The organism is Arthrobacter sp. 10T413_2 (assembly GCF_056394205.1).
In genome coordinates this window covers 12,692-35,830 of record NZ_JBFTHK010000028.1, presented here as the reverse complement: position 1 = coordinate 35,830, position 23,139 = coordinate 12,692, and the positions used below count along the sequence as shown (strand labels likewise).

General features: G+C 67.0%; 19 protein-coding genes and 2 tRNA genes. 3 read left to right on the top strand and 18 right to left on the bottom strand.

The window, feature by feature from the left end; all coding sequences use genetic code 11:
- On the bottom strand, positions 1 to 438 hold a 438-nt coding region (gene leuD / locus AC1DBQ_RS07210), incomplete at its 3' end, for a 3-isopropylmalate dehydratase small subunit (protein WP_476927853.1).
- A gap of 91 nt (positions 439 to 529) precedes the next feature.
- Positions 530 to 1,984, bottom strand: a complete 1,455-nt coding sequence (gene leuC / locus AC1DBQ_RS07205) for a 3-isopropylmalate dehydratase large subunit (protein ID WP_476927852.1) — start codon at positions 1,982 to 1,984, stop codon at positions 530 to 532.
- 130 nt (positions 1,985 to 2,114) lie between these two features.
- On the opposite strand from leuC, the gene AC1DBQ_RS07200 reads away from it, so the two are divergent.
- Entirely contained in the window at positions 2,115 to 2,834 is a 720-nt protein-coding gene (locus AC1DBQ_RS07200) for an IclR family transcriptional regulator (RefSeq protein WP_476927851.1), read from the top strand.
- Between the two features lie 13 nt (positions 2,835 to 2,847).
- Positions 2,848 to 3,384: a DUF1697 domain-containing protein gene (locus AC1DBQ_RS07195; protein WP_116766627.1), complete on the top strand. Its 537-nt coding sequence runs from the start codon at positions 2,848 to 2,850 to the stop codon at positions 3,382 to 3,384.
- A 220-nt stretch (positions 3,385 to 3,604) separates the two neighbouring features.
- Here the strand turns inward: AC1DBQ_RS07195 and AC1DBQ_RS07190 are convergent.
- Positions 3,605 to 3,677 (bottom strand) — tRNA-Glu (locus AC1DBQ_RS07190).
- 129 nt (positions 3,678 to 3,806) lie between these two features.
- Positions 3,807 to 3,878, bottom strand: a tRNA-Gln gene (locus AC1DBQ_RS07185).
- A 346-nt stretch (positions 3,879 to 4,224) separates the two neighbouring features.
- Between AC1DBQ_RS07185 and AC1DBQ_RS07180 the strand changes: the two genes are divergently transcribed.
- A complete protein-coding gene (locus AC1DBQ_RS07180; RefSeq protein WP_476927850.1) occupies positions 4,225 to 5,622 on the top strand; it encodes a hypothetical protein in 1,398 nt (465 codons plus the stop codon).
- Here the strand turns inward: AC1DBQ_RS07180 and AC1DBQ_RS07175 are convergent.
- From AC1DBQ_RS07175 to ilvN, 14 genes are all read right to left on the bottom strand, one after another.
- On the bottom strand, positions 5,619 to 7,013 hold the full coding sequence (locus AC1DBQ_RS07175) for a sialate O-acetylesterase (RefSeq protein ID WP_476927849.1): 1,395 nt from the start codon (positions 7,011 to 7,013) through the stop codon (positions 5,619 to 5,621). The genes AC1DBQ_RS07180 and AC1DBQ_RS07175 overlap by 4 nt on opposite strands.
- 178 nt (positions 7,014 to 7,191) lie before the next feature.
- Entirely contained in the window at positions 7,192 to 7,905 is a 714-nt protein-coding gene (locus tag AC1DBQ_RS07170) for an HAD family hydrolase (protein ID WP_476927855.1), read from the bottom strand.
- Positions 7,906 to 8,017: 112 nt separating this feature from the next.
- Positions 8,018 to 9,556 (bottom strand): glutamate--tRNA ligase, encoded by a 1,539-nt coding sequence (gene gltX, locus AC1DBQ_RS07165; RefSeq protein WP_476927848.1) that lies wholly within the window; start codon positions 9,554 to 9,556, stop codon positions 8,018 to 8,020.
- A gap of 117 nt (positions 9,557 to 9,673) precedes the next feature.
- On the bottom strand, positions 9,674 to 10,450 hold the full coding sequence (locus AC1DBQ_RS07160; protein ID WP_476927847.1) for a fumarylacetoacetate hydrolase family protein: 777 nt from the start codon (positions 10,448 to 10,450) through the stop codon (positions 9,674 to 9,676).
- Positions 10,451 to 10,531: 81 nt separating this feature from the next.
- Entirely contained in the window at positions 10,532 to 11,344 is an 813-nt protein-coding gene (locus AC1DBQ_RS07155) for an MBL fold metallo-hydrolase (protein ID WP_476927846.1), read from the bottom strand.
- Positions 11,345 to 11,375: 31 nt separating this feature from the next.
- Complete coding sequence (locus tag AC1DBQ_RS07150) at positions 11,376 to 11,750, bottom strand: DUF1304 family protein (protein ID WP_476927845.1); 375 nt, start codon at positions 11,748 to 11,750, stop codon at positions 11,376 to 11,378.
- A gap of 178 nt (positions 11,751 to 11,928) precedes the next feature.
- On the bottom strand, positions 11,929 to 13,041 hold the full coding sequence (locus AC1DBQ_RS07145) for a branched-chain amino acid aminotransferase (protein ID WP_476927844.1): 1,113 nt from the start codon (positions 13,039 to 13,041) through the stop codon (positions 11,929 to 11,931).
- 154 nt (positions 13,042 to 13,195) lie between these two features.
- Entirely contained in the window at positions 13,196 to 14,248 is a 1,053-nt protein-coding gene (locus AC1DBQ_RS07140) for a 3-isopropylmalate dehydrogenase (protein WP_476927843.1), read from the bottom strand.
- 182 nt (positions 14,249 to 14,430) lie between these two features.
- A complete protein-coding gene (metG, locus tag AC1DBQ_RS07135) occupies positions 14,431 to 15,990 on the bottom strand; it encodes a methionine--tRNA ligase (RefSeq protein WP_476927842.1) in 1,560 nt (519 codons plus the stop codon).
- Between the two features lie 9 nt (positions 15,991 to 15,999).
- Positions 16,000 to 16,767: an ABC transporter ATP-binding protein gene (locus AC1DBQ_RS07130; RefSeq protein ID WP_371129565.1), complete on the bottom strand. Its 768-nt coding sequence runs from the start codon at positions 16,765 to 16,767 to the stop codon at positions 16,000 to 16,002.
- Entirely contained in the window at positions 16,764 to 19,550 is a 2,787-nt protein-coding gene (locus AC1DBQ_RS07125; RefSeq protein ID WP_476927841.1) for an ABC transporter permease, read from the bottom strand. Before AC1DBQ_RS07125 ends, AC1DBQ_RS07130 begins: the two co-directional genes overlap by 4 nt.
- 205 nt (positions 19,551 to 19,755) lie before the next feature.
- A complete protein-coding gene (gene serA, locus AC1DBQ_RS07120) occupies positions 19,756 to 21,351 on the bottom strand; it encodes a phosphoglycerate dehydrogenase (RefSeq protein ID WP_091253333.1) in 1,596 nt (531 codons plus the stop codon).
- A 152-nt stretch (positions 21,352 to 21,503) separates the two neighbouring features.
- Positions 21,504 to 22,529, bottom strand: a complete 1,026-nt coding sequence (ilvC, locus tag AC1DBQ_RS07115; RefSeq protein WP_476927840.1) for a ketol-acid reductoisomerase — start codon at positions 22,527 to 22,529, stop codon at positions 21,504 to 21,506.
- 97 nt (positions 22,530 to 22,626) lie between these two features.
- A complete protein-coding gene (gene ilvN / locus AC1DBQ_RS07110; protein WP_018773531.1) occupies positions 22,627 to 23,139 on the bottom strand; it encodes an acetolactate synthase small subunit in 513 nt (170 codons plus the stop codon).

The following is a 23,139-nucleotide window of genomic DNA, read 5'->3' as shown; positions in this document are numbered from 1 at the left end:
GCACTGCACGGTCTTGGAGACGAGGTCCACCGTGACCTCGGTGCCGGGGGCGTTCTCGAGCTCTTTCCAGATGAGCTCGATGTCGTCCTGGGCCAGTTCGGCGGCGAGCAGGCCCTGCTTGCCCGAGTTGCCGCGGAAAATATCGGCGAAACGGGAGGACAGCACGGTCTTGAAGCCGTAGTCCTTGAGCGCCCAGACGGCGTGCTCACGGGACGAGCCGGTGCCGAAGTCGGGGCCGGCGACCAGGACGGATCCTGCATTGAACGGTGCCTGGTTCAGGATGAACGACGGGTCCTTGCGCCAGGCGGCGAAGAGMGMGTCCTCGAAGCCGGTGCGGGTGATGCGCTTGAGGTACACGGCGGGGATGATCTGGTCCGTGTCGACGTTGCTCTGGCGCAGCGGGACACCGATTCCGGTGTGGGTGGTGAACTTTTCCATGGCGGATCCTTCTCAGGCTGTATGGATCGAGGCTGTGTTGATCTGGGCTTCAGGGCCGGATTGCGGCCCGCGCTTCAGATCTGGGGAGAGGCTAGGCGACACCKGTTCGKAGCGCCGCGGAATCCGCAGCGGGGTCCAGATCCGAGGGCGAGCTCAGCGTGCCGCGCACCGCCGTCGCCGCCGCCACTACGGGCGAGACGAGGTGGGTCCGGCCGCCTTTGCCCTGGCGTCCTTCGAAGTTGCGGTTGGAGGTGGAGGCGCACCGCTCGCCCACTTCCAGCTGGTCAGGGTTCATACCCAGGCACATCGAGCAGCCGGCAAACCGCCATTCGGCGCCGAAGTCCTTGAAGACCTTGTCCAGGCCCTCAGCCTCGGCCTCCAGGCGCACCCGGGCCGAGCCCGGAACAACGAGCATGCGGATGTTGGGGTCCTTGGTGCGGCCGCGGATGATGTCCGCTGCGGCACGGAGGTCTTCCATCCGGGAGTTGGTGCAGGAGCCCAGKAACACCGTATCCACGCGGATGTCCTTCATCGGCGTGCCGGCCTCGAGCCCCATGTACTGCAGGGCGCGTTCGGCGGCGGCCTTGGCGTTTTCGTCGCCGAAGTCATTCGGCGAGGGCACCTTCGCGGACAGGGACACGCCCTGGCCCGGGTTGGTCCCCCACGTCACGAACGGTTCCAGGGTGTCGGCGTCGAGGTCCACCTCGACGTCGAACACCGCGCCGTCGTCGGTGCTCAGCGTGTTCCAGTATTCGACGGCGGCGTCCCACTCTGCGCCCTGGGGCGCGTGCGGACGGCCGTACATGTAGTCGTACGTGGTCTGGTCGGGAGCCACCAGCCCGGCGCGGGCGCCGGCCTCGATGGACATGTTGCAGATGGTCATCCGGGCTTCCATGGACAGGGCCCGGATGGCGGAGCCGCGGTACTCGAGCACGTAGCCCTGGCCTCCGCCGGTGCCGATCTTCGCAATGACGGCCAGGATGATGTCCTTGGCGCTCACCCCGGGGCGCAACGTGCCCTCGACATTGATGGCCATGGTCTTGAACGGCTTCAGCGACAGCGTCTGGGTGGCCATGACGTGCTCCACCTCGGAGGTGCCGATGCCCATGGCGAGCGCCCCGAAGGCGCCGTGCGTTGACGTGTGCGAGTCGCCGCAAACCACGGTCATACCCGGCTGCGTGAGGCCCAGCTGGGGACCCACCACGTGCACGATGCCCTGCTCGGCGTCGCCGAGGGAGTGCAGGCGGACGCCGAACTCCTGGCAGTTGTTGCGCAGGGTCTGGATCTGGGTMCGGCTGGTGAGGTCGGCAATTGGCTTGTCGATATCCAGCGTGGGAGTGTTGTGGTCCTCGGTGGCGATGGTGAGGTCCGGGCGGCGCAGCTTGCGGCCGGCGAGCCGCAGGCCCTCAAATGCCTGCGGCGACGTAACCTCGTGCACCAGATGGAGGTCGATGAAAAGGAGGTCCGGCTGGGCGTTGGCTCCTTCGCCGTCCCCCTTGCGCACCACGTGCGCGTCCCAGACTTTCTCGGCCAGTGTCTTTGCCACGGCCTTCTCCCTTCACTGCGGTGATTAATGTGCGTTCCTGCGGGCTGTTGCTTCCACTGAACCAGCACAGCCAAGTAATACGCCAGCGCATTGACTTGCATCTCAGATAATGAGACGTCAATATCATTACATGGACAATTCTAGTGGAGTCGGTGTCATCGATAAAGCGGCCCATGTGCTTGACGCACTTGAGGCCGGCCCCACCACCCTGGCGCAGCTGGTTGCTGCCACCGGGCTGGMACGGCCTACCGTGCACCGGCTGGCCCTCGCCCTGGTGCACCACCGGCTCGTGAGCCGCGATATCCAGGGCCGGTTTGTCCTGGGCAGCCGCCTGGTGGAACTGGCCTCCGCCGCCGGCGAAGACCGCCTCATCGCCTCCGCCGGACCCGTGCTCATGCAGCTGCGCGACGCCACCGGCGAGAGCGCCCAGATCTTCSGCCGCCAGGGCGACTGGCGCGTCTGCGTGGCCTCCGCCGAGCGGCCCATCGGCTTGCGCGACACCATCCCCGTCGGCACCCAGTTGTCCATGAAGGCCGGCTCCGCCGCCCAGGTGCTGCTGGMGTGGGAAGATCACGACCGCCTCCTGGAAGGCCTCCAGTCCGCCCGCTTCACCCCCACCGTCCTGGCCGGAGTACGACGCCGGGGCTGGGGGCAGAGCCTCGGCGAACGCGAGCCTGGTGTCGCCTCCGTTTCGGCCCCGGTCCGCGGGCCGTCCGGCCGGGTGATTGCCGCCGTCTCCATTTCCGGTCCAATCGAGCGCCTGACCCGCCAGCCTGGACGGCTGCACGCCGAAGTGGTCTGCAACGCCGGCCGTGTCCTCACGGAAGCGCTCCGCAAGACCAACGACTAAGTATGCTGTGCCCATGAAAAGCTATGCGGTGTTCCTGCGGGGCATCAATGTGGGCGGCATCAACATCAAGATGGCCGATCTCAAGGACGCACTGAAGTCCCGTCCCTTTGCCGGCGTCAAGACCTTGCTGGCCAGCGGCAACGTGGTGCTGGCCAGCGAGCTGGACCAGGCCGGCGTCAAACAGGAATTCGAGGCGTGCCTGCGGGAAACCTTCGGCTACGACGCMTGGGTGGTGGTGCTGACGGCGGACCGGGTGGCAGCCCTCGTGGAGGCCTGCCCCTACCCGGCCGACGACGCGTCCACCCACACCTACCTGACCCTCGCCTCCGATACCGGTGTGCTCGCAGAACTCTTCGAGTCCGGCCGCGCCCTGGACGGGACCGAGCTCACGCAGCTGGGCCCGGAAGCCCTGGCCTGGCTCGCCCCCACCGGCGGAACCCTGGACAGCCCGTTCAGCAAACTCTCCTCGAAGGCCAAGTACAAGGCCGCCACCACCACCCGGAATCTTCGCACCATGGTCAAAGTACGCGACGCCGCGGCCGGGCTGTAACCGGCCGACGGCCCGGTACCGGACAAGTTGTCACCCTGCATCGATTGCTCCGTAGCCGCCCTTTTGACCCGCCAGAAGGGCAGTTTCGGAGCAATCKACGGGATGAGCGGGGGTTCCCGGATGAGCGGGGGTTCCGGGGTAAGCGGGGTTGGGGGCTCCGGGGCAGCGGCCCGGGAAAAGCGAAACGGCCCCGGGCTGATGCCCGGGACCGTTTCCGTTGTGACCCCAGCGGGATTCGAACCCGCGTTACCGCCGTGAGAGGGCAGCGTACTAGGCCGCTATACGATGGGGCCGCGTACTTCCAGAACAGCATTTCTGCCATTCAAGCCAAATGATTGTTTCATACACTTGGCCGCTGTTTCAAATCGGCTCAGCCGATTCAAAACTTCCGAATATTCGCGGAAATCCGAGAATTTTCAGAGCTGGGATACCAGGACTCGAACCTAGAATGACGGTACCAGAAACCGTAGTGTTGCCAATTACACCATATCCCAATGGCACTTTCGGACCGGATGTTTGGGCCTAAACCCTCGCTCCCGGCGCCTCAGCACGAGTAATTACTTTACCCGAGAGTTTTCACTTGCACAAATCGGCGATCCTGCGCCGGGGCGGACGCCCCCTCCGCCCTGAGCGGGACGACCGCAGCCGGAAAACCCGGGCCCACCCTTGCCAATCCGGCGAAAACAAGTTTACGCTCGGTAAGTTACCAATGAGTAACCACCCCTCCCCCGCCCTGCTGCGGGCAGCTTTGCGACTATTTTCCAGTGTTAGCTGCATCACAGCTTCCGGGGTGGCCGGTGGCAGAGCAGCTGCCGGCGAGACCGTCGAGAGGATTCACCTGTGCCACAGAGTCGTGCCGCCGCCAGTCAGACCCGCGCCCGGACMCGCGGGCAGCAAATTGCCATCGCCATCCTGGCGCTGCTGCTTATTGCCGTGCTGGGCTTCTATACCCTTGTCACGGGACGCATCACGGACGGGTCAGCCAAGCTCAAGGACGGCGCCGGCCAGGCCTCGGCCGGGGCCGATCAGTTGAAGGACGGGGCCGGGAAACTCGCCAACGGCGCCAGCCTGGCCGATGCCGGGGCCGGCAAACTTTCCGCGGGGGCGGAAAAGGTCTACTCGGGCATCAGCAGCCAGCTCGCCCCGGGGGCGGACAAGCTCCAGGCCGGCGCCGGGGAACTGGCCGAAGGCGCCGTCAAGATCGAGACCGACGTCAACGGCAAGCTCGCCCCCGGCGTCTACAAGGTCGATGACGGTGCGCAGAAGCYCGCGGCAGGGGCCGTGCAGCTGTCCGCCGCCCTGACCCCGACGCCGGCAGGCAACGCCGAGAACAGCCTCGCCGACGGCGCCACCCAGCTCGACGGCGGCGCCGCCCAGCTTGCCGGGGGCACCGCCGCACTCGCCGCGGGCACGGACCACCTCAAGGGCTACCGCGGCGCCAACGGCAATCCCGAAGCCGGAACCGGGACCGCTGCCCTGGCTCAGGCGCTGGAACTCCTGCAGGCCGCGGCCAACGACCCCGTCCAGGGCTTTGTTCCGCTGTCCGTCGTGAAAGACAAGATCGCCAAGATCACCGCGGGCGCACGCAAGCTGGATGCCGGCGCCACCCAGCTGCAGGCCGGCGCGCAGCGGCTGCAGGACGGCGCGGGCCAATTGCATGCGGGCACGGGAAAGCTCACGGCCGGTTTCGCCGCGCTGGCCGGCAAGCTCAACAGCCAGGACCCGGCCAACCCGGGTGTGGTGCTGGGCACCCGGCTCCTGGCCGACGGCACCTCCAAGATCCGTGTCGGGATGGAMGGGGTCCCCGGCGATCCCGAGCACCCGGGTCTGCTCAAGGCCGCCGCCCGGATGACCGACGGCAGCTCCMGGCTGGCCGACGGAACCGTTGCCCTGAACGCCGGCATCAAGGGAACTCCGGGCGATCCCGCCAACCCCGGACTGCTCAACGGCTCACAGGCGCTGGCATCAGGGGCCTCCGAACTCTCGGCCGGGAACACCAAGCTGGCCGACGGCTCCTCACGGCTTGCCACGGGCGCGGACAAGCTCGCGGACGGGAACGCCCGGATCGCTGACGGCACCGGCACGTTGTATTCCGGTGCCGCAGCGGTGTCTCCCGGCACTGTGCTCCGGCAGTCCGACGCCGCGATGGCGCTAGGACTCGTCGGCGTGCTTGGGCTGGGTTCCGTGGGCGCTTTCCTGACACTGCGGCGGAAGCAGACAGCGGCGCAGAACTCCTAGCGCGTGCCGGCGACCTTASCGGTGCCGGTMGACGTCCTGGACGCGGAGACGTACCCCGCCTTGGAACCAGTGACTTTCACCGTCAGCGTTCGCMCCCGGTCAGCGGAGCCAGGCTTGTACGAAGCCCCCGTTGCTCCGCCAATGGMCTTTTGCGAGCGGTACCACTGGTATTTCAGCGTCACCGGGCCGGGGCCCCAGGTGCCGGGCAGCGCGGTGAGCCGGGCGCCCACCTTGACGGTGCCCMGAATAGTCGGCACCGAGGGGACGAGGGGGCCGCGGACCACCTTGGTGGTGCCGCCTGAGGTCCTCGAGGCGGAGGCGTAGCCGGCCTGGGAACCGGTGACGGTCACGGTAATGGTTCGCCCCAGATCAGCGKCAGCGGGCGTGTACGATGCCCCGGTCGCTCCGCTGATCTCTCCATGCGAGCGATACCACTGGTAGGCCAAAGCCACCGGCCCGGGGCCCCAGGCACCGGGCATCGCGGTGAGCGTGGTGCCCACCTGGGCGGCGCCCCGGATCGTCGGCACCGGTGYGATGGGCGGAATGGCGACCACACCTGCGGCGTTCCAATAGCCGGCCAGGTACGAGGTCCCCAGATACTGGATACCGTCCCGGGAGAAGTGAGTGGTATCGCCGGCATTGACGCCGTCGGTCTTGGATTGCGCGATTGCGGTGTACGGCACACGGGCCGGGGTCTCCTGGTGGCTCATGTCCACATTGGTMCGGCCCGRCACGGCTGCAATGCCCTCAGRCGCCATGCGGCCCAGCACAAAGGGCAGCGTGGGCGCCGCGAGCTTTGTCCGGAAGAACCCAATCAACTCATCCAGCTTCGCGCCGTATGCCGCGGCGGACATCGTCGAATTGTTTTCGCCTTGATGCCAGAGAATGCCCTTGACCTGCACCACGTAGCCGGCGGCCCTCGCGGCCGCCATTCCCTCGAGAGTCTGCGTGACCGCCAGACCCGGGAGATMTAAAGCCGGTGCCGTCGCTGCACCGACAGACCAGGTGAGGGTAGCCGGGGCACTTGTGAATCCGGTGCGGCCGTGCGCTGCAGGAATGATGAGGACCCMAACATTCGCGGGTTGGGTTTCCAGGTATTCGCGGGCCATCGTTGTAGCGGGCGAGATCCCGGTCGCAGTGTCGTGCATGTCCAGGGGGACCGTCGCCGCCCGAAAGGTGCGCACTTTTGCTCCGTACTGGAAGATCCGCGGGTCCGCCGCGTCGGCGGCTCCGCCGATCGGCAGGCCGCGGCCGGACATGTTCGACTGCCCCGCCGCGAGGAACACATGCAGAATCTTGATGGGCGTCCCCGCGTGCGCGGGCACCACCCCCGCCAGCATCAATCCGGCAATCGCCAGGCCAATCACTAGCCCCCGATARTATCTGGCCATAGCTTTATACACGGATCCCCCATCCGTCGTTGGGCGAAGCCGCCCGTGCCACTAAAGAACTTGCATTCGCAGGGAATACTACAGCGTCTTTAGTAAAACCTGCGCAAATCCTTGGGAGATTCCGGGGAGAGAGTGCGGCGGAAAGGCGCCGTCACAGGGCGGAGGCCCGGGAAACCGGCTACGCCAGCAGGTCAAGCAGGGAGCTGACCTGGCGTCCGAGGAAGCCCGGGGCCGGCTCCCCGCCGCGGTTCAGCCAGACGCCGAGGAGGCCTGCCGCCGTCGAACCTTCAGCGTCGAGTAGCCGGTTGTCGCCGATGTACAGCGTTTCACCCGGGCCGGTGCCGATGCGGCGGACACCCTCGAGATATATGGCGGGGTCCGGCTTGGCGGCACCGACGGTATCGGTCCCCACCAGGACGGCAATMCGTGCCAGCCCGGCCGCGTCCAGCTTCACGCGCTGGTAGTCGTGGACGTTGTTGCTGACGGCGCCGTAGGGAATGCCGGCGGCGTCCAGGGCATCCAGCAGCGGCCCGACGTCGTCAAACGCCCGGACATAGCCGTGCTGGCGGCTTGCGTAGGACGTCACCCAGTGGTGGGCTTGCTCGCCGTCTTCCAGTTCGACGCCGAAGTGCTCCAGCGCCGCCCGGCCGCGGAGCAGCCGTTGCTCGTTGAACGTCAACTCACCGGCCAGGTAACGGTCGTAGAAATGGGTGGTCTCGTGGGTGAAGATCCGCCCGAACCTCACCCACCCGGCCTCATCGAGGCCGGGCAGGAGATGCTCACTGACGTCACGCAGAGCGGTCGTCATGGCGAATTCGAGGTCTACCAGGGTGTCATCGATGTCGAACAGAACCCCGCGGACAGCGCCGGCGCCCAGACCCGCCGCCAGGATGGCGGGGCCCGGCCTGCGGCCGGCCAGGTTCACGTGGACAGCCCCGGCCATGGTCTCGTTCACAGTTTCGTTCACAGTCCCGGATCCGGGCGCGGTGTCCATCGGCGGAACGTCAGCCGCGGAAGGCGCGGAGGCGGGCCAGGGAGGAGTCCTTGCCCAGGATGACCATGGATTCGAACAACGGAGGGGAGATCCGGCGGCCGGAGACGGCCGTGCGGACGGGCCCGAACGCCAGGCGCGGTTTGACGCCGAGGCCTTCCACGAGGGCCTCCTTCAGGGCGGACTGGATGTTCTCGGCCGTCCAGTCGGCAACGGGMTCCAGCGCGGCCAGGGCGGCGTCGAGGACTTCGGTGAGGTTTTCCGGCAGGCCCTTGCGGGCGTCGTCGGCGACGTCGATCGCGTCGTCGGCCTTGAACAGGAACGCGATCATCTCCGGCGCTTCGCCMAGCAGCGAGATGCGTTCCTGGATCAGCGGCGCGGCCTCGGCCAGGACTTCCTCCTCGCGGGCGGTGAGGGTCTCCCCCACGAATCCGGCAGCCTGCAGGTAGGGCACCAGGCGGCCGCGGAAGTCCTCCGGGTCAAGCATGCGGATGTGGGTGCCGTTGATGGCTTCGGCCTTCTTGATGTCGAAGCGGGCCGGGTTGGCCAGGACGTCCTTGACGTCGAAGTTCTCGATCAGCTGATCCACGGTGAAGATGTCCTCGTMGGCGGAGAGGCTCCAGCCAAGCAGGGAGAGGTAGTTMAGCAGGCCCTCGGGGATGAAGCCGCGGTCCCGGAGCAGGAACAGGTTGGACTGCGGGTCGCGCTTGGAGAGCTTCTTGTTGCCCTCGCCCATGACGTACGGCAGGTGGGCGAAGACCGGCATGTAGCTGGCCACGCCGATGTCCATCAGCGCCTTGATCAGCACCACTTGGCKGGGCGTGSAGGAGAGCAGGTCCTCGCCGCGGAGCACGTGGGTGATGCCCATGAGCGCGTCGTCCACGGGGTTGACCAGGGTGTAGAGCGKGGAGCCGTCGGCGCGGACAATGACGTAGTCCGGAATGCTGCCGGCCTTGAATGTGATCTCGCCGCGGACCATGTCATTGAAGGTGACGTCTTCATCGGGCATGCGGACGCGCAGCACGGGCTGGCGGCCCTCGGCCTTGAACGCGGCGAGCTGCTCGTCGGTKAGCTCGCGGTCAAAGTTGTCGTAGCCGAGCTTGGGGTCGCGGCCGGCGGCCCGGTGGCGKGCTTCGACTTCCTCCGGCGAGGAGTAGCACTCGTAGGCGTAKCCGGCGTCGATCAGCTTGGCCACGACGTCCTTGTACAGGTCCAGCCGCTGCGACTGGCGGTAGGGCTCGTGCGGGCCGCCAACTTCCACGCCTTCTTCCCAGGTGATGCCGAGCCACTTGAGGGCCTCCAGCAGCTGCTGGTAGCTCTCCTCCGAATCGCGCGCCGCGTCCGTGTCCTCGATCCGGAACACGAACGTGCCCTTGGTGTGCMGGGCGTGAGCCCAGTTGAAGAGGGCGGTGCGGATCAGGCCGACGTGCGGGGTGCCCGTGGGTGACGGGCAGAACCGGACACGGACCGGGGTGTCAGTGGTGACTTCACCGGTGGAGGCAGCAAGCGGGGCGGAGCTGGAGACGGCGTCGGACGCGGAAGCAGTAGTCATAGTGGTACCAACATTACCAATCTCTACCGCCGCCGCCTGTCCGGGATACCGCTACGAAAACGGACAGCCGCACCGGGGATCCACGGTGCGGCTGTCCGAAATCGGCGCGAAAAACCCTTACCGGCGCACTACCGGGTTGGAGAGGCGTCCGATGCCCTCGATCTCGACCTCAAAGCGGTCCCCGGCCTGCACCGCGCCGACGCCGGCCGGGGTGCCTGTCATAATGACGTCGCCGGGCAGGAGGGTGAAGGCCTGCGAGACGATGGAGACGAGTTCCCGGACGCCGCGGATCATCTGGTTGGTGCTGCCGTCCTGGCGCAGTTCGCCGTTGAGCCGGCCCTGGATCTGCAGGTCCTCGGTGTCGAGGTCGGTCTCGATCCACGGTCCCAGCGGCGCCGAGGTGTCGAAGCCCTTGGCCCTGGCCCACTGCAGGTCCGTCTTCTGGACGTCGCGCGCGGTGAGGTCGTTGCCGCAGGTGTAGCCGAAAATCACATCGTCCACCCGGTCCTCGGGTACGTCCTTGCAGATCCGGCCGATCACGACGCACAGCTCAGCCTCGAAGGACACGTCCTCGGAGAACTCCGGCAGCACAATGGGATCGTTGGGCCCGATCACGGAGGTGTTGGGCTTGAGGAACAGCAGGGGCTGCTGCGGGACGTCGTTGCCGAGCTCCCGGGCATGTTCCGCGAAGTTGCGGCCCACGCCGATGACCTTGCTGCGCGGAATGATCGGCGCCAGGAGGCGGACGTCTTCCAGCTTGTGCCTCATGGGGGTTCGTTCCACGCCGTGGAAGAAGGGGTCGCCCTTGATGACAGTGACTTCCTCACTGCCGGGCTCACCTTCCACGATGCCGTAGAGGGGATCAGAATCAACTACAAACCGRGCGATACGCATGGTTCCAAGCGTACCGTCCCCGGCGGGCGCCCCTCCCAAGTGGYTCGCACTTGTGGCCGCTTTGAGCGCTGAAAACGGCTTCTACTGCGAGCTAGTTGGGTGAGTGTGCAGGTAGTCCAGCTGCGCCGCGACCGAGAGCTCCGCGGCGCGGCGGACGGAAGGATCGACGTCGGCGTACACGGCGTCCGTGACTGCACGGACATCGGCGTCAGCGCCGACGTCGGAGCCCAGCGCCGCCAGGGCAGCCCGGACCTGCTTGAGCCTGCCCCGCCGGTGATCCCGGTAGGCGCGGGCGACCGCGTCGAGCGCCGGTAGTACGGGGCCGTGGGCCGGCAGCACTGTGGCGGGTCCGAGGCGCTCCAGCTTGTCCAGCGATTCGAGGAAGTCGMGGAGCGTGCCGTCGGGGTAATCCAGCACCGTCGTTCCCGAGCCAAGAATCGTATCCCCGGTCAGCACCGAGCCGTGCGGGCCGTCCTGCGGCAGGTGGAAGCACAGCGAATCCGAGGTATGGCCCGGCGTCGCGAGGACCCTGATCTCCACCCCGGCGGCATGGATGGTCTCGCCGTCCTGCAGCCGGAGCGCACCGTGGCAGTGCGCGGGATCCGCCGCCCTTACCGGCGCGCCCGTGAGCTCGGAAAACCTCGCGGCGGCCGCGGTGTGGTCCGCGTGCCGGTGCGTGATCAGGATGAGCTCGATCCGGCCCTCCCCGGCCAGCGCCCGCAGGTGCGGTTCGTCGAGGGGCCCGGGGTCGACAGCGACGCTGGTCGCCGCCGCCGGGGCGCCGATGAGATAGGAGTTGGTTCCGGCCAGGCTCATGGGCCCGGGGTTCGGGGCGAGCCGGAACCGGGTCAGCTCGCTGCTGSGGACAATGCCGGCGGAGGTCTYGGAAGTCACGGTCCCATCCTCGCACTTCTCCCGGAAGGGCTTAGACGAGCAGGAGGGTCGCGATGATGAGCGGCAGGAGTCCTTCTGCGATGGCGCTGCCCCAAAGCCGCCGCTCGGACAGGAACAAAATGAKGCCGAGAACCACATGGCTCATACAAACGAACAATAGGAGCGCCTGGCCGGCTGCGGCATCGGCTCCCCMGAGCATGATGGCCCCCGCGATGGCACCGATCCCCCAGATCACGTTGTAGAAGCCGAGATTCAACGTCCCCAGCCAGGCGGCCTGGACGTCGTCCGGTTCGGCGACGAACAGCCGTTGCAGTCGCTKGTCGCGGATGAAGAACGACTCGGCTACACCGACGACGATCAGCAGGCCCCCGAAGACCACGCCCAGAACCTGGATAAGCCCGGTCATCTGCTCATTGTGCACCCGCGGCTCCAGCCTCGAACAGGGCCGGTTGGACAGGTTACGCCGTAGGTCAGCGCATTTTTTCACCAAGGTCCCGGACGCCGACGGCGGCCCCCACCGAAAGGTGCGGGCCGCCGTCGTCAGTCACAAAGCGTGTCCTACATGCTGCGCCTGGATTTTGTGTCTAGGCGAGGCGGCTCAGCCAGCCGTGGGTGTCCTCCACTGTGCCGGTCTGGATGCCGAGCAGTTGGGCACGGATGGCCATGGTGGTCTCCCCCGCCTTTGCGTCTTCGGAGCCGATGAACTCGGTGGCATCCTTGAGCACGCCGATGGGGGTGATGACGGCCGCGGTGCCGCAGGCGAAAACCTCGGCGATMTCGCCGGAGGCAACGCCGTCGCGCCATTCATCCAGGGTGATCTTGCGTTCGGTGACTTCGCGGCCCATGTCCCGGGCCACCTGGATCACGGAGGAGCGCGTCACGCCCTCCAGGATGGTGCCGGACAGCGCGGGGGTGACGAGCGAGCCGTCCTTCATGACGAAGAAGACGTTCATGCCGCCGAGTTCCTCGACCGCGTTGTCATTGAACTGGTCCAGGAAGAGGACCTGCTTGCAGCCGTGGGCCTCGGCCTCCTGCTGGGCGATCAGCGAGGCGGCGTAGTTGCCGCCGCACTTGGCGGCGCCCGTTCCGCCGCGGCCGGCGCGGGCGTATTCACKCGAGATCCAGATGGAGACGGGCTTGAGCTCGCCGCCGAAGTAGTTGCCGGCCGGGGAGGCGATCACGCGGAAAGAGACCTCGCGCGCTGCCCGGACGCCCAGGAAGGCCTCCGTGGCGATCATGAACGGCCGCAGGTACAGGGCCTCGCCGTCGCCGGACGGGACCCAGTCCTTGTCAGCCGCGACGAGTTCGCGGATGGCGCCGAGGAAGTACTCCTCCGGCAGTTCCGGGAGCGCCAGGCGCCGGGCGGACTTGTTCAAGCGGGCGGCGTTGGCCTCGGGGCGGAACGTCCAGATCGAGCCGTCGGCGTGCCGGTAGGCCTTGAGTCCCTCGAAGATCTCCTGGCCATAGTGCAGCACCGCGGCGGATGGGTCCAGGGAAATGGGACCGTAGGGCTCAATTCGTGCGTCATGCCAGCCGCCGTTGCCCTCGGCGTCGACGCTGTAGTCGACAACCGCGGTGTGGTCGGTGAAATAGTCRCCAAATCCCGGGTTCGCCAKGATGGCTGCACGCTCTTCAGCAGACTTCGGGTTCTCCGACAGGTGCTGGGTGAATTCGACGCCATGGGCAGTCTGAGTCATGGTTCCTCCACGATCGGCTGCCTGGTGTGGGAACGTGGTTCACCGTCGGACCACGGCAGCATTTTGGTGATTCGAAACTAGCTTACGCCCGTTGGCAGTACCGGTTCTGCGGTCCCCGCCGGGCAAGCCACTGCGCAGGGACTGCGGCCGGGGGCTACAGCGCGGCCGCGATGGCGTCGCCCACCTCGCTGGTGGTGCGGACGGTGCCGTTGCGGGCCTCGACGTCGGCGGTGACGGCCGCCTCGATCTTCCGGGCGGCGCCGGCGAACCCGAGGTGGTCCAGCAGGAGCGCGGCGGAGAGGATCGCGGCGGTGGGGTCGGCCTTTTGCTGKMCGGCGATGTCCGGGGCKGAGCCGTGGACCGGTTCGAACATCGACGGCGCGGTGCGGTCCATGTTGATGTTGCCGGAGGCCGCCAGGCCGATCCCGCCGGTCACGGCTGCCGCGAGGTCGGTGATGATGTCTCCGAACAAGTTGTCGGTGACGATCACGTCGAAGCGGGCCGGATCGGTGACCATGAAGATCGTGGCGGCGTCGACGTGGAGGTAGTCATGGGTGACCTCGGGAAACTCCTGGGCCACGGCCTCGACCGTGCGCTTCCAGAGCTGGCCTGCGAAGAMCAGGACGTTGTGCTTGTGCACCAGGGTGAGCTTCTTGCGGGGACGGTCGTTGGCCCGGCGGAAGGCGTCGCGGACCACGCGCTCCACGCCGTGGGCGGTGTTCAKCGAGACCTCGGTGGCGACCTCGTGGCGTGTTCCGGCACGCAACGTGCCGCCGTTGCCCACATAGGGTCCCTCGGTGCCTTCGCGGACCACGATGAAGTCGATCTCGCCGGKGTTGGCGAGCGGGCTGCCGACGCCGGCGTAGAGGCGGGAGGGCCGCAGGTTGACGAAGTGGTCCAGGCTGAAACGCAGCTTCAGCAGGAGCTCGCGCTCGATGATGCCGGAGGGGATCCGGGTGTCGCCGGGGGCTGCCCCGACGGCACCGAACAGGATGGCGTCGCGGGTGCGGAGGTCCTCGAGGGTGGCTGCGGGCAGGGTCTCCCCAGTCTCCAGCCAGTGCTCCGCGCCCAGCTTGTAGTGGGTCTGCCGGAGCACGATCCCCTCGGCGGCCGCGGCCTTCTCGAGAACCTTCAGGGCTTCTGCGGTGACCTCGGGGCCRATGCCGTCGCCSGGGATRACTGCCAGRTCAATCGTGGATGCGCTCATGTTTTCAGGGTAGCCAAGGGATCCACATTCTGGTCAAGTTGTCTCACTATTCAAACACCCCGCCGACGCCCCCGCACTTCCTGCAGGAAAAAGTGAGACGCTCCCGCCCCTCCAAGGCGGAGGTGCGGGAGCGTCACTCGAAACGCCGCAGGATCTGCGGGCGGGTCCGAAGGTGTGCCGGCTCAGGCGTCGGCGGGTTCCTCGTACTTCGGGAACACGGGGGCCGGGGCGGGCAGCTGGGTGCCGGCGGCGATCGGCGTGCCGAGGGCCGCGAACCGGCGCGCCTCGCCCTCGGGCTGGCCGAGCGTGTCCAGGATGGCCGCCGTCGCCGTCGGCATGACCGGCTGGGCCAGGATAGACACGATCCGCAGCACCTCAAGCGTCACGTACAGGACCGTGTTCATGCGCTCGACGTCGGTCTTGCGCAGCACCCACGGGGCCTGTTCGGCGAAGTAGGCGTTGGTGTCGCCCAGTACAGCCCAGATGGCTTCCAGCGCGCGGCTGAACTCCTGCTTCTCGAACGCGGCCCGGACGGTGTCCAGCAGKGCGTTGGCCTGGTCCAGCAGCGCGGTGTCCTCGGCGGAGAAACCGCCCGGCGCCGGCACGCGGCCCTCGCAGTTCTTGGCCACCATGGACAGCGACCGCTGCGCCAGGTTGCCGAAGTTGTTGGCCAGGTCCGAGTTCATCCGGCCCACGATGGCCTCGTGGTTGTAGTTGCCGTCCGCGCCGAACGGGACCTCGCGCAGGAAGAAGAACCGCACCTGGTCCAGCCCGTACTGGGCGACGAAGTCCGCCGGCGCCACCACGTTGCCGAGGGACTTGGACATCTTGACGCCGTTGTTGTGCAGGAAGCCGTGGATCATGATGCGCTTGGGCAGCTCCAGCCCGGCGCTCATGAGGAAGGCCGGCCAGTAGATGGCGTGGAACCGGGAAATGTCCTTGCCGATCACGTGGACATCGGCCGGCCAGTACTTCCTGAAGGATTCCGATTCGATGTCGGGGTAGCCGACGCCGGTGAGGTAGTTAGTGAGCGCGTCGACCCACACGTACATGACGTGGTTGTCGTTGCCGGGCACCGGGACGCCCCAGTCGAAGGTCGTGCGGCTGATGGACAGGTCCTCCAGGCCGCGCTTGACGAAGCTGATGACCTCGTTGAACCGTGACTGGGGTGCGCCGAATTCCGGGTGCGCCTCGTAGAGCGCCAGCAGCTTGTCCTGGTAGGCCGAGAGCCGGAAGAAGTAGCTTTCCTCGGCCGTCCACGTCACCGCGGTATCGGTTTCGCGGGAGTAGCGGAGTCCGTCATCTTTGAGAACGGTCTCGTCCTCGCCGTAGTACGCCTCGTCGCGGACGGAGTACCAGCCTTCGTACTTGGACAGGTAGATGTCCCCGTTGGCTTCCATCTTCTTCCAGATGGCCTGCGATGCCGCGTAGTGGTCGGCGTCAGTGGTGCGGATGAAGCGGTCGTAGGAGATCCCCAGGGCGGCGTGGGCCGCCTTGTAGATCTCGGCGTTMCGGTCCACCAACTMCTTGGGCGTGACGCCTTCCTTCTCGGCAGCCTGGGCGATCTTCATGCCGTGCTCGTCAGTTCCGGTCAGGAAGAAGACGTCGAACCCGTCCAGTCGCTTGAAGCGGGCCATCGCATCGGTGGCGATGTACTCGTAGGCGTGGCCGATATGCGGCACCCCGTTGGGGTACGTGATGGYCGTGGTGATGTAGAACGGGGTTTTTTCAGAGGAAGTCACGGTCTAAATCTAGATCAGTTCGGTCAGGGTATCGCTCTGGCGGACCAGTTCGTGGTCATGTGAAGCCACCAGCACGGCAATGCCGTCCGACGTCGTGTCCTTGAGGATGCTGATGATGCGGTTGGCCGCGGCACGGTCGAGGCTGGCCGTCGGCTCATCGACCACCAGGACGCGGGTGCCAAGGATGAGGGCGCGGGCGATCGCCACGCGCTGGCGCTCACCGCCGGAGAGCTGCGCCGGGCGGTGGCGCATGCGCCGGCCCAGGCCCACGAGGTCCAGGAGGTCCTTGGCCATGTCACGGCGCTTCTCCACCTCGCCGTCCGGCACGGCCGGCAGCAGGACGTTCTCGAGTGCGCTCATCCCGTCGATCAGGGCGCCGCCCTGGTCGACGTAGCCGATCAGGGCCCGGCGGCGGTCGGCGATCTCGTCGTCGCCCATGGTCTCGAGCGAGTCGCCTTCCCAGAACACCCGGCCCGACGTCGGCAGGGTCAGGCCCGCGCCGACGGTCAGGATGCTGGTCTTGCCGGAGCCGGAGCGGCCGGCGACGCAGTGCATCTCGCCGGCGTGCAGCGTCATGTTGAAGTCGTCCACGACGTTGACGGGCTCGGCACCGCCCTTGCCGCCGCCGTAGTGGATGGTGATGTTGCTCAGTTCCAGCGGGGTGGCGTGGTCCGTGGCCTTCACGATCGTGTTGGCGCGGGTCTTGTGCGCACCGCGACGGGTGCTGGCGGTCATCCGGTCGTGTGCCTCCCGGTCAAGGTTCAGCTCGTTAGTCATTGGACCACTTTCGTTGCAATCGGAATCCAGCAAAGTACAGCCACAAGGCCGGCGAGAGCGGCCCACAGTGCGGCATAGGGGGCGAGGAGGAGGCCGATGCCGAGGGCGCCCACAATACCCAGCGGCAACGCGACGGTTCCCACCATGGCATTTTCGAAGAAGCGGACCTGGCCCAGCATGTCCGGGTTCCAGCCCATGGCCCGCAGCGTGCCGAGGTACTGGCGCTTGGCCTGCAGCTCGAACCGCCCGGTGACCATGGTCAGGACCAGGCCGACGGCCACGCCGGACAAGGCCAGGATGATGCTTGGGAGCGCGATGCTGGCAGCGGCCAGCCCGCCCAGCGCGCTGGCGCCGGCGGCCCGGGGAATGTCGATCAGGAGGGCGACCAGTCCGCCTACGGCGGCGGCGAAAACACCGACGGCAACAGCCAGCGCGATGGTGTTGAACTTGTTGGTGCTCAGCTGCCGGTTGGCGAAGGTCAGCGGKGAATCAATCGCTATGAGCMGCTCATCGTGCTGCGGCTCCTGGTCCACTTCCTCGCGGTGGCGCAGCTGCTGCGCGGCGAAGAAGGCGGCGCCCACGTACAACGCCAGGACCGAGGCCGAGACGATCGCGGTGGCCGCGCTCCAGGTGATCAGGCTCAGGGCGATCCCGACGACGGCCAGCAGGCCCGCTCCGACGCCGAATTCGGCCAGCACCCAGGAACGGATCCTGCGTTGCGTCCAGCCCATGGCACGCAAGGTGCCGGCCTCGCTGYGCCGTTTGCGCACGTAGCTGACGGTGGAGGCGCCGGTGAGCAGGGCGGCACCGCACAGGGTCAGGAACAGCAGGGTCAGGTTCGTGGTGGTCAGGGAGCCGGAGACGGCGTCCGCGGCGTTTTGGCGGACCCACGACTGCTGCACGGTGCCCAGAGGCGATTCCTTGCCGGCGTCGTCCTTGGAGTAGCCGGGAACGGCGATGCTGGCGTCTTCGCGGGCGGAACCGGCCACGACGGTGGCCTCCAGGCCCATGTCGCGGATCTMGTTGGCGAGCTTCTCCACCTCGGGCTGCGCCTGCTTCCAGCTGCCCGGGACCTTAGCCCGGACGCGGACGGCGTCGATCACGTTGGCGTTGGCGTCGTACCCGCGGGCGGCGGCGAGGCCGTAGTAGTCGGTGATGGCGCCGGCGGACTGGCTGACCAGGCCCGTGGCGCTCAGGGACGGCTTGAGTTCGGTGCTGGTCTGGTTGCCGGCCGCGTCCTTGGTCAGGGTGAACGGCGCGGGGTCGTAGCCGCCCAGGGGCAGCCGGTTGACGTCGCCGGCAGCTTCCTTGACCGCCGAGGGGTCGAACGTGCCGTAGACCATGGCCAGCGGGGTGGCGAGCTTCTTGCCGGTCTCGAGGTTCTCCCGGTAGGAGCGCTCGTCGACGGGATCGCGCTGGGTCTGGTCGACGGCCTCGCCGTTGGCGGCCTTGTCCGGGAGCCGGTTCACGGTGACCCAGTCGCCGGGCATGGCGCTCTTGTCCACGGCGCCGTTGGCGGCGGTTTCACCGTCTTTGTACTTGGGGGCAGCGGCGAAGTTGGTGGTCCAGGTGGCCGGGTCGTAGAGGCCCTGGCTGAATGCTGCGGTATCGCCCATGAGCTGGGTGAGGTCCTTGGACCCGGGCCAGGCGAGGGCGAACGGGGACTTGGAGACGAACGGGAGGTAGTCCTTGTCCAGCGAGCGGGTCACGGTGCCGACGTCCTTGGTGACGTTGCCGGAGTCGTCGATCTCCTCGATCTTGACCGAGTACTTCAGGTCCAGGGCGGTGCCGGTGCGCACGATCAGCGGAATGGCCTGCGAATCGGCGGTGAGCTGGCCGTCGCGCTTGGCCTGCTGGTACTGGGTCATCAGCGGGGCCCAGTACTTGAGCTTGACGCCGAGGAAGTCGGGGCCTTCCTTAAGCTCGTCCATGCTGATGCCGTTGGTGAAGAGGCTCTCGAAGTGGCGGCCGATCGCGCCGGCGTTGCGGGCATCCGCGGGCGGGGCCTTCTCCAGCGGAGCCAGGAAGTCACCGGCCGTGCCGAGCAGGGCGCGTTCGGAGACGGGGTCGACGGCGACCACGGACTCGGTCACCTGCGGCGCCATGGGCAGGGAGACAGAGAGGTTGAAGAGGTTGTGCTCGGAGCCGCCGGCGGGGGTGGGGAACTTGATGCCGGTTTCGCCGGCCGGGCCCTGGATTCGGACGTTCTTGCCACCGGCCACCTGCTCTTCGACGAGCTTGGCCTTGCCGAGGGTTCCTTCGGCCGTGGTCTTGAAGAGGGTCTGGTCTGAGTGGCCGTCGGAGCTGACGGCGCTGGCGGTAAGGCGGTATTTMTTCGGGGTGTCGCTCAGGACGGATTGCGCGGCCGGCCATTTGCTCGGGTCCGTGGCGGTCGGGTCCCCGGCGGTGCCGGCGAGGCCCGCGTTGAAGCCGAGGTAGTCCGTGGCGTCCAGCCGGGGCGCCTCGAGGTTCTGGGTGACGCGCKAGACCAGGCTGATGGGCGCGGCCACCGACGTGCCGGAGAGCTTCCGGATCGCGTCCAGCTGGTCGAAGCTGATGCCGCCCTGCCCGGTGGCGATGTCCGGCTGCATCAGGCCGCCGTTGCCACCGGCCTTGGCCTGGACCAGGACGTCGTAGAGCCCCCGGGAGTTTTGGTCMACGGTCCTGCTCAGCGCCGCCTGGGACTGACCCTGGACGAGGACTGACAGGCACATGGCCACGATCAAAATGGACGCGGTCAGCAGAAGCACTCTGCTTCTGATGAACCTCTGGACGGCGTTCATTGGGCTCCTGARAGCTGGATTGCGTGCGCACGCCGCAGTTCATTTCCTGCGGAATTGAAGGCGTCCCGTGCCGGGCGTGCAAAAGTAAAGGCCGGTCTGCCGGCCAAGACCCGAAATTCGGTCCTAGCMATTGTAYGCAGACCGGCCGCCCGCTCACGGACGCCGGCGGCTCTCAAGCCGCCGCCGGCGCCCTGCGGGGAGGATTTCAGTCCTCGAGGTCAACCTCGCGAACCATGTCAGCGCCGATCCCGGCCTTGATCGCGTCAAGGACCTGCTGGGGAACGGAGCTGTCGATGGTCAGCAGGGCGAGCACCTGGCCGCCCTCTGTCTGGCGTGCCACCTGCATGCCGGCGATGTTGATGTTGTTCATGCCCAGGATGTGGCCGATGGTGCCGATCACGCCGGGGCGGTCCGAGTAGGCCACCACCACGAGGTGCTCACTGATCGGGATCTCCACCTCGTAGCCGTTGACGCCCACGAGCTTCTGGATCTGCTTCGGGCCGGTGAGGGTTCCCGCGACGGAGATCTGGCTGCCGTCGCTGAGGGCACCGCGCAGGGTCAGCACGTTGCGGTAGGACTCGGTGTCCGGCGTCGTGATGAGCCGGACGTTGATGCCGCGCTGTTCGGCGATCACCGGGGCGTTGACGTAGGAGACCTGCTCKGTCACGACGTCGGCGAAAATCCCCTTGAGGGCCGCGAGTTCCAGGACCTTGACGTCGAGGGAGGAGATCTCGCCGGCCACCTCGACGTCGAACTGTGTGAGGGAGGCGTGGGTCAGCGCGGTGAAGATGCGGCCGAGCTTTTCCATCAGCGGGATGCCGGGGCGGACGTCCGGGGCGATGACGCCGCCGGCGACGTTGACGGCGTCCGGGACCAGTTCGCCGGCCAGCGCGAGGCGGACGGACTTGGCGACGGAGACGCCGGCCTTCTCCTGGGCCTCGTCGGTGGAGGCCCCCAGGTGCGGGGTCACCACGACGTTGTCGAGCTTGAAGAAGGGCAGGTCGGTGCTGGGCTCCTTGTTGAAGACGTCGACGCCGGCACCGGCGATGTCGCCGGCCTGGAGCGCGGTGTAGAGGGCTTCCTCGTCCACCAGGCCGCCACGGGCGACGTTGACGACGTACGCCGTGCTCTTCATTTTCTTGAAGGCGTCGGCGCCGAGCATGCCGACGGTCTCCGGGGTCTTGGGCATGTGGATGGTGATGAAGTCCGACTGCGCGAGGAGCTCATCGAGGGTCACCAGCTGGACGCCGAGCTGKGCGGCCCGGGCGGAGGTGATGTAGGGGTCGTACGCGAGGATCTTGGTGTCGAAGCCCTTCAGGCGCGCGGCCACCAGGGCGCCGATCCGGCCGAGGCCGATGATGCCGATCTTCTTTTCGAAGAGTTCGATGCCGGTGTACTTGGACCGTTTCCACTCCCCGTCCTTGAGCGCGGAGCTGGCCTGCGGAATGTGGCGGGCGAGGCTCAGGATGTGCCCGACCGTCAGTTCGGCGGCGGAGACGATGTTGGAGGTCGGCGCGTTGACCACCATGACGCCGGCCTGCGTGGCGGCCTTGATGTCCACGTTGTCCAGGCCCACGCCGGCGCGGGCGATCACCTTGAGGTTCTTGGCGGCGGCGATGGCCTCGGCGTCCACCTGGGTGGCGGAGCGGACCAGGATCGCGTCGACGTCGGCGATCGCGGAGAGCAGCTGGGAACGGTCGGAGCCGTCAGTCTGGCGGATTTCAAAGTCCGGGCCGAGGGCCTCGACTGTGGCGGGCGAAAGTTCCTCAGCGAGGAGTACGACAGGTTTGGTGCTTGTCACCGGTGACCTCTTTAGCTCTCTTGTGTATCTGGTGGGGATTTTGGTGAATCAGGTGGTGCTGGTGAGACGGATGGTGCTGGACAGCAGGGAAGCCGGACCCCCAGGAAAAGGTGTCCGGCTCCCCTGCCGGGCAATATTTAGCGGGCCGCGGTTTAGCGGGCTGCTGAACCTTCGACGTAGTCCGCGTCCTGCTGCTGCCAGGCGAACAGGGACCGCAGTTCGCGGCCTACGGCCTCGATCGGGTGCTGCTCAGCCTTGGCACGCAGCGCCTTGAACTCGGGAGCGCCGGCGTCCTGGTCGTCGATGAAGCGCTTGGCGAAGGCGCCGTCCTGGATGTCCTTCAGGACTGCCTTCATGTTCTCCTTCACCTCGGGGGTGATGACGCGCGGGCCGGAGACGTAGTCGCCGTACTCTGCGGTGTCCGAGACGGACCAACGCTGCTTGGCGATGCCGCCTTCCCACATGAGGTCAACGATGAGCTTGAGCTCGTGAAGTACCTCGAAGTAGGCAATCTGCGGCTGGTAGCCGGCCTCGGTCAGGGTCTCGAAGCCGTACTGGACCAGCTGGGACACGCCGCCGCAGAGGACGGCCTGCTCGCCGAAGAGGTCCGTTTCGGTCTCTTCGGTGAAGGTGGTCTTGATGACGCCGGCGCGGGTGCCGCCAATGGCCTTGGCGTAGGACTTGGCCAGCTCCCAGGCCGAACCGGTGGCGTCCTGCTCAACGGCGATGATGTCCGGGATGCCGCGGCCGKCCTCGAACTCGCGGCGCACGGTGTGGCCGGGAGCCTTCGGGGCGATCAGGATGACGTCAACGCCCTCCGGTGCCTTGATGTAGCCGAAGCGGATGTTGAAGCCGTGGGCGAAGGCCAGGGCCTTGCCCGGGGTCAGCTTGTCCTTGATGGAGTCGTTGTAGATCGAGCGCTGGTACTGGTCCGGCGCCAGGATCATGATGACGTCGGCCCATTCGGCGGCGTCGGCGACGTTCTTGACAGTGAAGCCTGCGTCCTCGGCCTTGGCGATGGACTTCGAGCCTTCCTTGAGCGCGATGGCAACCTCGACGCCGGAATCGCGCAGGTTCAGCGCGTGGGCGTGGCCCTGGGAGCCGTAGCCGACAATGGCAACCTTGCGACCCTGGATGATCGACAGGTCTGCGTCGTCGTCGTAGAACATTTCAGTCACTTGCGTAACTCCTCTTGAGTGGTTTTTCGATGTTGTCTGTGGTGCTGCGGTTTGGGACGCAACGCTCGGCCAGGCAGCTGCCTGCGCCGTTACTTGCTTACGCGCTGCGCAAGGCCCTGTCACTCATGGAGCGGGATCCCCGCCCAACGGCCAAGGTGCCGGACTGCACGATTTCGCGGATGCCGAAGGGCTCAAGCACTGACAGGAGTGCCGTGAGCTTCTCGGGGTGGCCCGTTGCCTCAATGACCACCGACTCTGTGGAGACGTCGACCACTGAAGCGCGGAACAGGTCTGCAGCCTGGGTGACCTGCAGGCGTGTTGCGGCATCCGCACGTACCTTGACYAGGATGTGGTCGCGCTGTACGGAAGATTCTGAGGTGAGCTCGACGATCTTGATCACGTTGACCAGCTTGTTCAGCTGCTTGGTGACCTGTTCGATCAGCTCGCCGTCGGCGTCGACCACGACGGTCATCCGGGACATGCCCGGGACCTCGGTGGGGCCGACGGCCAGGGAATTGATGTTGAAGGCCCGGCGGGCGAAGAGGCTGGCGACGCGGGTCAGCACACCGGGCTTGTCTTCGACCAGAACGGACAATGTGTGGCGGGTCAT